Genomic DNA, 13,870 nt, shown 5'->3' with positions numbered 1-13,870 from the left:
TGAACTGGGGTGTTGCAACGACCGCTAGAACTGAAGACCCCCGGGGGCCTCACATCCTTGACGCCTGCGGGAGGCCTCCGCAGCCACCAGCGGCACCGCGTCCCCGGGCTGTTGCCGGGTGTCGGACCACGCGGTCCACAGAGCGGCGTAGCGTCCACCCGCGGCTACCAACTCCTCGTGCGTGCCGGTCTCGACGACCCGGCCCTGGTCGAGGACGACGATGCGGTCCGCGGTCGCGGCCTGGGGCAGCCGGTGGGCCACCATCAGACCTGTTCGCCCTTCCAGTGCCTGAAGGGCAGCTGTCTCCAGGGTGCGGGCGCCTGCGCTTCCGGCGTCCGCGGTTGCCTCGTCCAGGATCGCGACCGGAGGGTCTGCGAGGACGAGGCGGGCCAGGGCCAGGTGCTGGGCCTGGGGCACCGTGAGCCGGTGCCCGCCCTCGCCGACCACCGTGTCGAGCCCGGCGGGCAGCGCCTCAACCCAGGCCAGGGCACCGACCCGGGCGAGCGTGCCGCGCAGCTCCTCGTCGGTGGCCTCCGGCCGGGCCAGCCGCAGATCCTCGGCCAGCGGCCCGGCGAACACATGGACTTCCTGGCTGATCAGCGTCACCGCCCGCCGGATGCCGGCGGGTCCGAGCTCCCGGGCGTCGACACCGCCGAGCGTGATGACACCGTCGGACGGCTGGTGGACGCCGGCGATCAGCTTCGCCAGGGTGGTCTTGCCGGCCCCGCTCGCGCCGACCAGGGCGACCCGTTCCCCGCTGTGCACCTCCAGGTCGACCTCGCGCAGTACGGGGTGACCGGACACGTACGCGTGGCTGAGGGAGGCGACTTTGACGGAACCGTCCACCGGCACGGAGGGCCGATCCGGCTCGCGCTCACCGGGCAGGTTCGTCACGCCGACCAGGCGGGCGAGGCTGGCGCCGGCGGACTGCGCGTCGTCGATGAGGAAGAGCGCGGCGTTGATGGGATTGAACAGGCTGTGGAAGTAGAGCGCCGCCGCGGTCGCCGTACCGATACTCACGGAACCGTTGTCCACCAGCACGAATCCGGTGACCAGCACCGCCGCCAGACCGACGAACTCGGCGAGGTTGAGCCGCGAGAAGAACCCCGAAACGAGCCGGATGCCGCGCAGCGCGAGGTCGACGGATTCCTGCGACCGTCGCTCCAGCAGATCCGCGTGCCGGCTGTTCAGCCGGAACGCGCGTACCGTCCGGACTCCGCCGAAGCTGTCGAGCAGCTGGTGCTGCAAGGCTCCGGTCGCCACCCGGTGCTTGGCATACACGGGGGTGGCGCGCGGCATGTACCACCGCACGGTCAGGACATGGATCGGCATGGCCAGCAGAACGGCGAGCAGGAAGCGCCAGTCCAGCACGGCGAGCCCGACCAGCGTCAGCGCGATGGTCAGGAGGGCGCTGCTGAACTCGGGCAGTGCCTGGCGTACCGCCTTCGCTATACGGGTCACATCGCCGGTCACGCGGGAGGTCAGATCGCCCGAGCCGGCGTGTTCGACGCGTTCGAGCGGGAGTCGCAGTGCCCGCTCGATGAACCGCTCGCGCAGGCTCGCGAGGACGGTCTCGCCGAGTCGCGCGACGAGGGAGGTGCCGGCCGCGGTCGCGACGCCCCGTGCTACCGCCACTGCGAGGAGCAGGACCATCGGCAGCGTCAGCGAGCCGGGGCCCCGTTGCTCGACGACCAGGTCGACGATACGGCCGAGCAGCGGGGCGGTCAGCAGACCGATGCCCGTTCCGATGACCAGTACGGTCACCGCCGACACGGCCTGCAGCCGGTGGCGGCGCAGCAACGCGCCGACGACGGCGAGCGTCTGGGCGCCGGTGGCGATGGGCAGGAGTTCGCGATCCGGCGCGCTGGTTCCGCTCATCGTCCGTCCTTCGTCGTTCATGTCATGGGCGTGCGCGCCTTCGTCGGTCCCAGCCGTCATGTCAGTACCACCGAGCGGTACGCCTCGTCGGTGGCGACGAGGTCCGGATGGCGGCCGTCAGCGGTCACGGCTCCGTCGTCGAGCACGACCACGCGGTCGGTCACGGCCAGCAGGGCGGGGCTGGTGCTGACCAGGATCGTGGTGCGGCCACGGCGGAGATCCCTCAGGCGGGCGGCGATCCGGGACTCGGTGACCGTGTCGACGGCAGTGGTCGGGTCGTGGAGGACCAGTACCGACTGATCCGCGGCGAGCGCCCGGGCCAGCGCGACCCGCTGACGCTGCCCGCCGGACAGCGAACGCCCGCGCTCGGTGAGCATGGTGTCCACCCCCTGGGGCAGGGCACGCGCGACGTCGTCCGCCGCCGAGGCTGTCAGCGCCGGCTCAACATCCGCCACACCGCTGTCCGTTCCGGCCAGTACGTTGTCGAGCAGGCTGCTCTCGAACAGGGCCGCGTCGTGATGGGCGACCAGGATCACGCGGCGGACGCGGTCGGGTTCGAGCTCGGCCAGAGATACGCCGTCGAGCTCGATCGCCCCTTCGGCGGGGTCGAGTTCCCTGCCCAGGCAGAGCAGCAGGTCGGCCGCCGCAGCCGGGTCCTTGGCGACGACGCCGACCAGACTTCCGGGGGCGATGTCCAGGTCGACCCCGCGCAGTGCGCCGTGTGTGACGCCGCGCAGACGGAGCCGTCCGGCGACCTCATCGGGCGGCGCGGCCGATCCCGCCGCCACGGCGGGGGAGGACGCCAGTACCTCCGCAATGCGGTCGGCGGACGCGCGGCCCTGGGCGAATTCGCCATTGACGTAGGTGAGGAGCTGGAAGGGCCCGAGCAGGAACTGTGCGAGTCCGACCGCAGCCACCAGGTCGCCGACGCTGATCGCGCCGCGCATCGCCAAATGGGCCCCGACCAGCCCGATGACCGCGATGAAGATCCCCGTCAGGGCGAGGATCGCGCCATCGTGCCAGGCCCGGCTACGGGCGGCCCGCAGCGCCGCCGCCAGCGAGTCCTGACTGGTCCGCCGGTACCGGGACACTGCGGCCGACTCGGCTCCGATCCCCTTGAGCACCCGTAGGCCCGCGACCAGGTCGGCGGCGACGCCGGAGGCGTGCGCGGCGCGCTCCTGCTCGATCTCACTGCGCCGTTCGAGGGGTTGGCTGATCCGGTGACCGAGCCACAGCAGGGGCGGGATTCCGAACAGTACGAGCAGGCCGAGCGGTACCGAGATCCGGAGCAGTACCACCGCGCTGATGGCCAGTCCGGCGAGTGCCGATATCCCGTACGGCAGTGCGGCCGCGACCGCGCCGACCCGGCTGGCGTCGCCGGTGGCGATGGCGGTCAGCTCGCCCGGGAGCCGGCCCGCGTCGGCTCCGCCGCCGGGGTGGAGCACCCTGCGGCCGAGGTCGAGCCGCAGCCGGTGCGCGGCCTGTTCGCCGGCCCCGTCGGTGATCCTCGCAGAGGTGCGGTAGCACGTGGACAGCACGAAGAAGAGTGCGGCGAGTACCAGCAGCCGGCGCAGCAGTGCGCCGGAGGAGCCGGTCGCCACCGCTTCGTCGATGATCAGGCCGATGACGACGGGAACCATCGCCTCGCAACCCTGGTGGGCCATGCCGAGGAGTGATGCCCCGGCGACGTGGCGGCGCTGGCCCCCGATCGCCCTGCGGAGGACGTGGCCCCCCGTCGGTCCTCCATCGAGCATGCGGTACCTCCGCGAAGACGGTGGGATAGTTAGGTAAGGCTACTCTAACCAAGGCTCGCGCCAAGGTCCCACGTCGGCCTGTGTGTGGGCCCGGACTGGGCGGGATGTGGGCGGCGTTGACCCTGCGCCGCGCATTCGGTTAGCCTCACCTAAGTTAGATTCTGTGTGTACGTCATATTTCTTGCGCGAAGCGCGATCTGCCGCCGGGGGGTAGTCCTTGTTGTCGGTCGAGGCCCAGGCGGCATCCAAGAGCGGTGTCGACGGGCCGGCCGTGCCCTCGACGCGCCGGGCCGCAGCGGCGGCACTGCGCGGCCTGGGACTCCTCGTGGCACTCGGCGCGCTCGTCCTGATCGCCCTGCTCGGCGTGTGGTTGGGCACCAGGGACATCCCGTTCACCTCGACGTGGAACGTGCTGTGGCACAACGACGGGTCGGACACCGCGGTCATCATCCACGACTACCGGATACCCCGGACCCTGCTCGGCCTTCTGGTGGGCATGGCGCTGGGACTCTCGGGCGCTCTGATGCAGGCGCTGACCCGCAACCCGCTCGCCGATCCCGGTCTGCTCGGCGTGAGCCTGGGCGCCTCCACCGGCGTGGTCGTGGCCATCGCGTTCCTCGGCGTGGGCTCGGCCCTCGGCTATGTGTGGTTCGCCTTCCTCGGCGCGGCGATCGCGTCCGTCGTGGTCTATCTGCTCGGCTCGTCCGGACGGACACTGGCCACGCCCGACCGGCTGGTCGTCGCGGGGGCGGCGGTGACGGCAGTGCTGTACGCCTTCAACTCGGCGGTGCTGCTGCTCAATCCGCGGGCGTTCGACCAGTTCCGGTTCTGGACCGTGGGTGCGCTCTCCGGCCGGAACCTCGACATCGTGTACGTGATCCTGCCCTTCGTCGTGGTGGGGCTGGTGATCGCCCTCGGGCTGGCCCCCTCGCTGAACGCGCTGGCCATGGGCGACCAGGTGGGACGCGCGCTGGGTGTCAACGTCGGCCGGACCCGGGTGCTCGGCGTCGTCGCGGTGATGCTGCTCTGCGGCGCCGCCACCGCCGCGGCAGGGCCGATCGGCTTCGTCGGCCTCGCGGTGCCGCACGTGGCCCGCCTCGTGGTGGGCCCCGACCAGCGGTGGGTGCTGGCGTACTCGATGCTGCTCGCGCCGATTCTGCTGATCGGCGCGGACGTCCTTGGCCGGGTGCTCGGTGCCCCCGGTGAGGTCCAGGTCGGCATCATCACCGCGTTCCTCGGTGCACCGCTGTTCATCGCGCTGTGCCGCCGTCGAAAGCTGGTCATGCTGTGAGCCCTGTACGGGAGGCCGGAACCTCCGCGAGCCAGGCCGCCCGCGCGGCCGATTCCGTGGACGCCCAGAAGCCCCGCGTGGTCAGCGGTCGGGTCATCCGCACCCGGAACGGGCGTCTCTCGCTACGGGTTCACGGCCGTGCCGTGGCTGTGACGGTGGCCCTGCTGGTCGCGCTCACAACGGTCATGGGGATCACCCTCACCACCGGGGACTTCGAGCTGTCGGTCGCCGAGGTGCTCCAGGCGCTGGCCGGGAAGGGCTCGGGGGGCGCCGACTTCATCGTCAACACCATTCGCATGCCACGACTGCTGACGGCGCTGTGCGTCGGCGCGGCGCTGGCGGTCAGCGGGGCGATCCTGCAGAGCCTGACCGGCAACTCGCTCGGCAGCCCGGACATCATCGGCTTCACGAGCGGGTCGGCGACCGGAGCGCTTGTGGTCATCGTCGTGCTGCGCGGAAGCATGACCCAGATCGCGTTCGGGGCACTGGTCGGCGGGCTGGCCACGGCCGCCGTGATCTACCTGCTGGTGTTCAGCGGCGGCCTGCAGGGGTTCCGGCTCGTCGTCATCGGGATCGGTGTGAGCGCCCTGCTGCTCGCCGTCAACTCGTACCTGATCACCCGGGCGAGCTGGCAGGAGGCGCTGGAGGCGCAGGCGTGGCTGATCGGCAGCCTTGGCAACCGGAGCTGGGACCACGCGTCCGCGGTCGGCATCCCGGTCGCGATCCTGCTCCCCCTCGCCTTCTTCCTCGCTCGCAGACTGTCCATGGTGGAAATGGGCGACGACACGGCGATGGCACTCGGCGTCGACGTGGCGCGCAGCCGACTGGTCCTGCTCGGTATCAGCGTCGCGCTGGCCGCGTTCGCCACCGCGGTAACCGGTCCGATCTGGTTCATCGCACTGGCGGCGCCGCAGATCGCCCGGAGGCTGACCCGGTCGTCCGGCCCCGCGCTGGTCCCGGCCGCCCTCATGGGCGCCGTACTGCTGGCCGGGAGCGATCTCGCGGTGCAGCGGATCTTCTCACCCGCTCTCCTTCCGGTGGGTACGGCGACCGGCACCATCGGCGGGTTGTATCTCATCTGGCTGCTGGTCATCGAGTCGCGAAAGAGCCGCGCATGACAGGAACGATCCCCCCGACAGCCCGGCTGCGGGCCGAAGACCTGACGCTCTCCTACGATCAGCGGACCGTGGCCACCTCCCTCGGTGTCGTCATACCCGACCACTCGTTCACGGTGATCGTCGGACCGAACGCCTGCGGCAAGTCCACCCTGCTCAAGGCGTTGGCACGCATGCTCAAGCCCAAGGCGGGAGAGGTCTATCTCGACGGGGCCGCCATCTCGTCCTATCGCTCCCGCGAAGTCGCGCGCAGGCTCGGGCTGCTCCCGCAGACGTCGACCGCGCCGGGTGGCATCACGGTGGGAGACCTGGTGGCCCGTGGCCGCTATCCGCACCAGCGGATGCTGAAGCAGTGGTCCGCGGAGGACGAGGCCGCCGTTGCCGAAGCGATGCGGCAGACCGGTGTACTCGAACTCGCCGACCGGCCCGTCGATGACCTCTCCGGCGGCCAGCGGCAACGGGTATGGCTGTCCATGGTGCTGGCGCAGCAGACGCACATCCTCCTGCTGGACGAACCGACCACCTACCTGGACATCGCACACCAGGTCGAGGTGCTGAACCTGTGCGCCGATCTGCATGAGCACAAGGGGCACACGATCGTCGCTGTGCTGCACGACCTCAACCAGGCATGCCGCTATGCCAGCCATCTGGTGGTGATGAGGGCAGGCGGCACGGTCGCTGCCGAAGGCGACCCGGCCACGGTCATGACCGCCGAGCTGATCGAGGACGTGTTCGGCCTGCCCTGCCGGATCATCGACGACCCGGAGACCGGTACTCCGCTGATGGTGCCCACGGCCCGCAAGCGCCCTGCCATGGCAGGCGACGCCCGTGCAGAAACCCCCTAGGGACGGACTGCCCATGCTCTGTACGAGGCTGACGAACGCTCACATCGTCACCATGGACCCGGACCACCCCGTCGCCCACGACCTGGGCATCTGGCGCGGCCGGATCGTGGGCCTGGACGACGCGGTGACCTCGCTTCCCGCACGCGAGGTGATCGACCTCCAGGGCGCGACCGTGCTGCCCGGCTTCATCGACAGCCATGTGCACCTGGCCTGGACCGGTTTGAGGGCGAGTACCCCGAGCATCGCACCCTGCCGGCGGATCCAGGACGTGCTCGCGGTCGTGGAAGAGGCCGTCTCCCGGAAGTGTTCGCCGGGCGCCTGGGTGGACATCGCCGGGTACGACCAGCGGGCTCTGGGGCGCCATCTGACCGCTGCCGAGCTCGACCAGGTCAGCCATGGGCGCAAGGTGTTCTTGATGCACGACTCGGGACACGCCTGCGTGGTCAACAGCGCCGTCCTGGACCTGCTCCCCGCCGACGTCCCACATCAGGACGGCTTTCTGGCCGAGAGCGCCATGACCGCCGCACGACGACTGCGTCTGCCGTACTCCCAGGGGGAGCTCGCGGACGCGATCGAGCGTGCGGCCCAGACCTGTCTCGCGGAGGGGGTGACGGCCTGCGCCGAGGCGGGCATCGGCGGCGGCCTGCTGGGCCACAGCCCGGTCGAGCTCGGGGCCTATCAACTCCTCAGGGACCAGGGCCGGCTGCCCCTGCGGGTGCAGCTCATGGCGGCCGCGGACACGCTGCGCCCCGTCGCCTCGCACGACGCCGACGGCATACCCCGCGCTCTCGATCTCGGCCTGCGCACGGGGTTCGGCGACGACTGGCTCTCCATGGGCGCGCTCAAGATCTACACCGACGGCGGCATGATGGCCCGTACCGCCGCGCTCAGCAGCCCGTACCACGGGATGGACCAGACCGGACAGTTCCAGGACGACCCGGAGCGCATCGCGGACACCATCGTGGACGGCCATCTCGCCGGATGGCAGCTCGCCGTCCACGCCATCGGGGACCGCGCCGCCGACCTCGCGCTGGACGCGCTGGAGCGGGCACAGCACATCCGGCCGCGCCCGGACGCACGGCACCGCATCGAACATGCCGGCCTGATCCGGCCCGACCAGCTCCCCCGCTTCGCGCGACTCGGCGCGATCGCGGTGATCCAGCCGAACTTTCTGCGCTACTTCGGCGACGACTACGCGTCGATCATGGGCGAGGACAGAGCCCCTTGGCTGTACCGGGGCAAGGGGTTCCTGGACCACGGCATCACGCTGGTGGGCAGTTCCGACCGTCCCGTCACGGACGGCTCGCCGCTGCGGGCCATCCAGTTCATGGTCGAGCGTGCCTCCGAGTCGGGCCAGGTGATCGGCCCGGACGAGGGCATCACGGTCGACGACGCCCTGCGCTCCTACACCGTCGGCGGAGCCTTCGCCTGCCACTGGGACGACAGCGCGGGCAGTCTCGCCCCGGGAAAGCGCGCCGATCTGGTGGTGCTGGGAGATGACCCGCGGCGCGTCAGCACCTCGCACATCGGTGATATCGAAGTCGTCGCGGCGTTCGTCGATGGCCGCGAGAACGAGAAGTCGGCACTGTGAGTACGAAGGCGGACGGCGCCGAGCGCTACGCCCACCTGTGGCAAGCATCCTCGTACCCGCATCAGTGGGCCATCTGGAACACCGCCGGAGAAAGCATGGTCTTCGACAGGGAGATCAACTGCCCGGTGTACATCGACGACGACGCGACCTTGCGTGAGGTCCTGCGCAGAATGCGTGAGGCAGGAGTACCGGAGAGCGACGACTATCCGGGCCGGCCCTGCGCGTAGCACGATTCCGGCCGCGCCTGACTCTGTTCCACGTGCGTGTGGGTCGGACCGTCACGGAGATGTCGAGCCCGGCCGACGAGAAGCACGAGGCCGGACGGAGGCGGCGATCCGGCAGTGGGCCGTGGGTCCTGCGGGGATCGGCTCGGGCAGCGGTCGTGACGCACCCACAATGAGGGTGGGGCGTACTCGTTTTGGCAGGAGACTTAGGTGAGGCTAACCTTAGTCGATCTGTTGTTCCCGGGTGCCGCGGTGGCCGAGCCGCCCTCCGTGCACGGTGGGACCGAAGGAAGGGAATCCCTTGATCACGGCCACCCCGCGCCCCGGCACAGTGCCGTCACGAACCACCCTGCCTGCCCCGCTCCGTGTACGGTCCGCGCGCCGCGGGGATGCCGCCGCCCTCGCGGCACTGTCCCGGCCGTTCGTACGCTCGGGAGCGCTGCGTGAGCGATCCCTTTCCCTCTACGCTTCGGACGCGACCGACTTCCTGGTGGTGGAGGCCCACGGCGGAACCCTCGACGGCTGTCTGGGCCTGCGTGTTCACCCCGCCGATCCGGCCCGCGGCCGCGGGCCCACGGGCGTTCTGTACAACTTCTGCGTCTCGCCCCGCAGGCAGGGCTGTGGGGCGGGAGCTCAGCTCCTGCGCGCGGCGCTGGCCCAAGCGACCGCCCAATCGCTGTATGCCCTGTTCACCGCGACGACCGGTGGTGGCGACCTTTTCATCCGGTTCGGCTTCGCGCCCGCCTCCGCGGGTCTCGCGCCAGCGGCCTGGGCGAACTCCCTGGACCCCCGCCGTAATTCGCGGGTTTTTGCCCGCATGCTCTGACCGCGCCGTGGCCCGGCGGGCCGGTCCGGAAACCTGCGTCCGGACCAGCCCGCCGACCGATGCGCTCTCAGGCGTCGAGGATGCCCGGCAGCGCCGCGATCAGCTCGTCCACCTGCGTCTCGCGGACGGTCAGCGCCGGAGCCAGCCGCACCGTCGTGGGGCCGGTGGCATTGACGAGGAAGCCGGCGTCCTGCGCTGCCTTCTGTACGCGTGGTGCGACCGGTTCGGTGAGGACAACGCCGAGCAGCAGCCCAGCGCCCCGGACATGGCTCACCAGGGGATGCGTCAGACCCTCGACGCCGCACCGCAGCCGCTCACCCACGCGTGCGACATGGGCGAGGAGCCCCTCGGTCTCGATGGTCTCCAGTACGGCGATCCCGGCCGCGCACGCCACCGGGTTGCCGCCGAAGGTCGAGCCGTGCTGACCCGGTGTCAGCAGGTCGGCCGCCGCGCCGAACGCCACCGTGGCGCCGATCGGCAGCCCCCCGCCCAGCCCCTTGGCCAGCGTCACCACATCCGGGTCCGCGCCCTCCACCGCCTGATGTGCGAACCAGCGACCGGTGCGACCGATCCCGGTCTGGACCTCGTCCAGTACGAGCAGCGTGCCGGTGGCCCGGGTGATCTCACGGGCCGCGCGCAGATACCCCTCGGGTGCCGGGAGCACACCGGCCTCACCCTGCACCGGCTCGATGAAGACGGCCGCCGTCTCCTCCGTGACCGCCGCCCGCAGCATCGCCGCGTCACCGAACGGCACATGGGACACCTCGCCCGGCAGCGGCAGGAACGGTCCACGTTTCGCGGGCTGCCCCGTGAGGGCAAGCGCGCCCATGGTGCGGCCGTGGAAGCCGCCCTGGGTCGCGACGAGACGCGGCCGCCCCGTCCGTCGGGCGATCTTGAACGCCGCTTCGACCGCTTCCGTCCCGGAGTTCGAGAAGAACACCCGTCCCGCCCTTCCCATCAGCCGCAACAGCTGTTCGGCCAGCGCGACCGGAGGCTCGGCGACGTACAGATTGGAGATGTGACCCAGCCGGGCGATCTGGGCGCTCACTGCCGACACCACGCCGGGGTGGGCGTGCCCCAGTGTGTTCACGGCGATCCCGCCGGTGAAATCGAGGTACGCGCGCCCGGATTCGTCCCATACGGTGCTGCCCTCGCCCCTGACCAGAGCCAGCGGCGGAGTGCCGTAGTTGTCCATCATCACGGCACGCCAGCGATCCGTGAGAACTGGGCGGTCCGCTGTCTCGGCGGTCATGCGTCGCCTTCCTCGTCCGGAACCACGGTGGTACCGGAGTGGTCGTCGCCGGTGAAGACCCTCCGCAGCAGCGTGTGCGGCACCCGGCCGTCCAGCACGTGTGCCATGGGCACGCCCGCCCGAACGGCCTGCAGGCATCCCTCCATCTTGGGGAGCATCCCGCCCGCCAGCTCCGGCAACATTTTCTCCAGCTCATCCGCCGTCAGACGGTCGATCACCTCGGTGCTGTGCGGCCAGTTCGCGTACAGCCCCTCGACATCGGTGAGCATCAGCAGCTTCTCTGCGTCGAGGGCCACCGCCATGGCCGCCGCCGCGAGATCGGCGTTGACGTTGTAGACCTCGCCGTCCGCGCCCCGCGCAACGGGGGAGACCACCGGGATACGGCCCTGCTCCAGCAGCGCCCGCACGGTGTGCGGGTTCACCTCGACGATGTCGCCGACCAGCCCGATGTCCACCGGCTCGCCGTCCACCCAGGCGGGCCGCCGCACGGCCGTCATGGTGTGCGCGTCCTCGCCCGACATCCCCACCGCGAACGGCCCATGGCTGTTGATGAGTCCGACCAGCTCGCGCTGGACCTGACCCGTCAACACCATCCGGACCACGTCCATGATTTCCGGAGTGGTCACCCGCAGCCCCGCCTCGAAGCGGACCTCCAGGTCGAGCCGGCCCAGCAGCGCACTGATCTGCGGCCCGCCGCCGTGTACGACGACAGGGCGCAGCCCCGCGTGCCACAGTGCCACCACGTCCTGGGCGAAGGTCCGCTTCAGCTCCTCGTCCACCATGGCGTTGCCGCCGAACTTGATCACGACCGTCCGGCCCCGGAACTCCGCCGGCGCGTGGGGTGCGACGCGTGGCTTCACCTGTGCTGCGACCTCTGCCGCGACCCCGCTCACGAGCTGTACGCGCTGTTCTCGTGGACGTACTCGGCGGTGAGATCATTGGTCCAGATCACCGCTGATGCCTCACCGGAGCGCAGATCGATCGCGATCGTGATCCGACGCCCCGACAAGTCGACCTTGTCGCGGGACTCGCCCGCCGCGCCGTCCCGGCACACCCAGACGCCGTTGATGGCCACATCCAGGCGGTCGGGGTCGAACACGGCGGACGTCGTACCGATCGCCGACAGCACCCGGCCCCAGTTCGGGTCCTCGCCGTGCAGCGCGCACTTGAGCAGATTGTTCCTGGCCACGGACCGGCCCACCGTCACGGCATCCGCCTCCGACGCCGCGCCGATGACCTCCACCTCGATCTCCTTGGAGGCGCCCTCCGCGTCCGCGACCAACTGCCGTGCCAGATCCAGGCATACGCTGTGCACCGCCTCGGCGAAGGCGTCCGGATCGGGCGCGACCCCGGAGGCGCCCGACGCGAGCAGCAGCACGGTGTCGTTGGTGGACATGCAGCCGTCCGAGTCCACCCGGTCGAATGTGGTACGGACCGCCTCCCGCAGCGCGGAGTCGAGCGCCGCCCCGGTCACATCGGCGTCCGTCGTGAGCACCACGAGCATGGTGGCCAGCCCGGGCGCGAGCATGCCGGCACCCTTCGCCATACCGCCAACCGTCCATCCGGGTCCGGCGACCACCGCCGTCTTGTGCACCGAATCCGTCGTCCTGATCGCGACGGCCGCCTCCACGCCCCGCTCGGGCGACAGCCGCCCCGCGGCAGCGTCAATTCCCGCCGTGACCCGGTCCATCGGCAGCGGGACGCCGATGAGTCCGGTGGAACACACCGCGATCTCGTCCGGACCCACCCCCACGGCCCGCGCTGTGTGTTCGGCCATCACGCGCGTGTCCTCGGCGCCCGCAGGCCCCGTACACGCGTTGGCCCCACCGGAGTTGAGTACGACCCCGGAGATCCGGCCGTCGGCCAGCACCCGCCGGGACCAGGTGACCGGAGCGGCCTGGACCCGGTTGGAGGTGAACACCCCGGCAGCCGTGCGCGACGGACCTCGGTTCACCACCAGGGCCAGGTCGGGATCACCGGACTCCTTGATCCCGGCGGCCACACCGCTCGCGAGGAATCCCTGTGCAGCAGTCACGGTCACGGAGCCACTCCATTCGTCGGCAGGCCCAGCCCTTCCGGCAGGCCGAGGGCGACATTCATGCTCTGCACCGCGCCACCCGCCGTGCCCTTGGTAAGGTTGTCGATCGCGCTCACGGAGATCAGGCGACCGGTCTGCTCGTCCACCGCCACCTGCACCTGCGTGGTGTTGGAGCCGAGTACGGCGGCGGTCGACGGCCACTGCCCGGACGGCAGCAGCCGGACGAACGGCTCGTCGGCGTAGGCGGCTTCGTACGCCGCCCGCACCTCGCGGGTACCGGCGCCGGCTCCCGGACGCAGGCGCGCCGAGCAGGTGGCGAGGATGCCTCGGGCCATCGGTGCCAGGGTCGGCGTGAACGACACGGCCACCCGCTCGCCCGCAACTCGCGACAGGTTCTGCGTCAGCTCCGGTGTGTGCCGGTGGCCGCCGCCGACTCCGTACGGGCTCATCGAGCCCATCACTTCGGAGCCGAGCAGATGGGGTTTGGCCGCGCGGCCCGCTCCCGAGGCTCCGCTAGCCGCGACGATCACCGCCTCCGGCTCCACGAGGCTGGCGGCGAAGGCCGGGTACAGCGCCAGGGTCACCGCGGTCGGATAGCAGCCGGGTACGGCAACCCGGGTCGCGCCCTTCAGCTCTTCTCGCGCCCCTGGGAGTTCGGGCAGTCCGTAAGGCCAGGTGCCGGCATGAGTGGAGCCGTAGAACCGCTCCCAGTCGACCGGGTCGCGCAGCCGGAAGTCCGCGCCGCAGTCCACGATCAGCCTTTCGGCGCCCAACTGATCCGCGAGCGCCGCCGACTGGCCGTGAGGCAGGGCCAGGAAGACCACGTCGTGCCCGCCGAGCGACGCGGCCGAGGTCTCCACGAGTACCCGGTCCGCGAGCGCGGCCAGGTGCGGCTGTACCTCTCCGAGCGTGCGGCCCGCGCTGCTGTGCGCGGCCACCACCCCGATCTCCACGCCGGGATGTGACACCAGCAGACGCAGGATCTCCCCTCCTGCGTAGCCGCTCGCTCCGGCCACCGCGACCCGTACCGTCATGTTCTCCGTCTCTCCTCGTGCC

At 70.8% G+C, this 13,870-nt stretch carries 12 protein-coding genes; 6 read left to right on the top strand and 6 right to left on the bottom strand.

Going from position 1 to position 13,870, the window contains the following annotated elements; genetic code table 11:
- Positions 1 to 24: 24 nt before the first annotated feature.
- Positions 25 to 1,878, bottom strand: a complete 1,854-nt coding sequence (locus OG735_RS06370; RefSeq protein WP_327322155.1) for an ABC transporter ATP-binding protein — start codon at positions 1,876 to 1,878, stop codon at positions 25 to 27.
- Positions 1,879 to 1,934: 56 nt separating this feature from the next.
- The gene (locus OG735_RS06365) at positions 1,935 to 3,632 is read right to left on the bottom strand and encodes an ABC transporter ATP-binding protein (protein ID WP_327322154.1); all 1,698 of its coding nucleotides are present in this window, start codon (positions 3,630 to 3,632) and stop codon (positions 1,935 to 1,937) included.
- 220 nt (positions 3,633 to 3,852) lie between these two features.
- Here OG735_RS06365 and OG735_RS06360 point away from each other — a divergent pair, with 220 nt between their 5' ends.
- The 6 genes from OG735_RS06360 (at position 3,853) to OG735_RS06335 (ending at position 9,524) form a co-directional block, all read left to right on the top strand.
- Complete coding sequence (locus OG735_RS06360; protein WP_327322153.1) at positions 3,853 to 4,923, top strand: FecCD family ABC transporter permease; 1,071 nt, start codon at positions 3,853 to 3,855, stop codon at positions 4,921 to 4,923.
- On the top strand, positions 4,920 to 6,041 hold the full coding sequence (locus OG735_RS06355) for a FecCD family ABC transporter permease (RefSeq protein WP_327322152.1): 1,122 nt from the start codon (positions 4,920 to 4,922) through the stop codon (positions 6,039 to 6,041). The genes OG735_RS06360 and OG735_RS06355 overlap by 4 nt, the downstream gene beginning before the upstream one ends.
- Positions 6,038 to 6,883 carry an ABC transporter ATP-binding protein gene (locus OG735_RS06350; RefSeq protein WP_327322151.1) on the top strand — a complete coding sequence of 282 codons (846 nt, stop codon included), beginning with the start codon at positions 6,038 to 6,040 and terminating at the stop codon, positions 6,881 to 6,883. The genes OG735_RS06355 and OG735_RS06350 overlap by 4 nt, the downstream gene beginning before the upstream one ends.
- Positions 6,884 to 6,896: 13 nt before the next feature.
- Complete coding sequence (locus OG735_RS06345; protein ID WP_327328220.1) at positions 6,897 to 8,474, top strand: amidohydrolase; 1,578 nt, start codon at positions 6,897 to 6,899, stop codon at positions 8,472 to 8,474.
- Positions 8,471 to 8,701, top strand: coding sequence for a hypothetical protein (locus tag OG735_RS06340; RefSeq protein WP_327322150.1), 231 nt, complete (start codon positions 8,471 to 8,473; stop codon positions 8,699 to 8,701). The genes OG735_RS06345 and OG735_RS06340 overlap by 4 nt, the downstream gene beginning before the upstream one ends.
- A 298-nt stretch (positions 8,702 to 8,999) precedes the next feature.
- Positions 9,000 to 9,524 (top strand): GNAT family N-acetyltransferase, encoded by a 525-nt coding sequence (locus OG735_RS06335; protein ID WP_327322149.1) that lies wholly within the window; start codon positions 9,000 to 9,002, stop codon positions 9,522 to 9,524.
- A 67-nt stretch (positions 9,525 to 9,591) separates the two neighbouring features.
- Here OG735_RS06335 and OG735_RS06330 read toward each other — a convergent pair whose 3' ends face one another.
- The 4 genes from OG735_RS06330 to argC all read right to left on the bottom strand — a co-directional run bounded on the left by OG735_RS06330 (position 9,592) and on the right by argC (position 13,848).
- Positions 9,592 to 10,776: an acetylornithine transaminase gene (locus OG735_RS06330; protein ID WP_327322148.1), complete on the bottom strand. Its 1,185-nt coding sequence runs from the start codon at positions 10,774 to 10,776 to the stop codon at positions 9,592 to 9,594.
- A complete protein-coding gene (argB, locus tag OG735_RS06325) occupies positions 10,773 to 11,558 on the bottom strand; it encodes an acetylglutamate kinase (RefSeq protein WP_442812585.1) in 786 nt (261 codons plus the stop codon). Before argB ends, OG735_RS06330 begins: the two co-directional genes overlap by 4 nt.
- Positions 11,559 to 11,665: 107 nt before the next feature.
- Positions 11,666 to 12,817 carry a bifunctional glutamate N-acetyltransferase/amino-acid acetyltransferase ArgJ gene (gene argJ / locus OG735_RS06320; protein ID WP_327322146.1) on the bottom strand — a complete coding sequence of 384 codons (1,152 nt, stop codon included), beginning with the start codon at positions 12,815 to 12,817 and terminating at the stop codon, positions 11,666 to 11,668.
- On the bottom strand, positions 12,814 to 13,848 hold the full coding sequence (gene argC, locus OG735_RS06315; protein ID WP_327322145.1) for an N-acetyl-gamma-glutamyl-phosphate reductase: 1,035 nt from the start codon (positions 13,846 to 13,848) through the stop codon (positions 12,814 to 12,816). Before argC ends, argJ begins: the two co-directional genes overlap by 4 nt.
- Between the last annotated feature and the right edge of the window lie 22 nt (positions 13,849 to 13,870).

Origin of the sequence: Streptomyces sp. NBC_01210 (genome assembly GCF_036010325.1) — a bacterium.
Taxonomy (GTDB): domain Bacteria; phylum Actinomycetota; class Actinomycetes; order Streptomycetales; family Streptomycetaceae; genus Streptomyces.
This window is presented reverse-complemented; position numbering and strand designations above follow the sequence as displayed.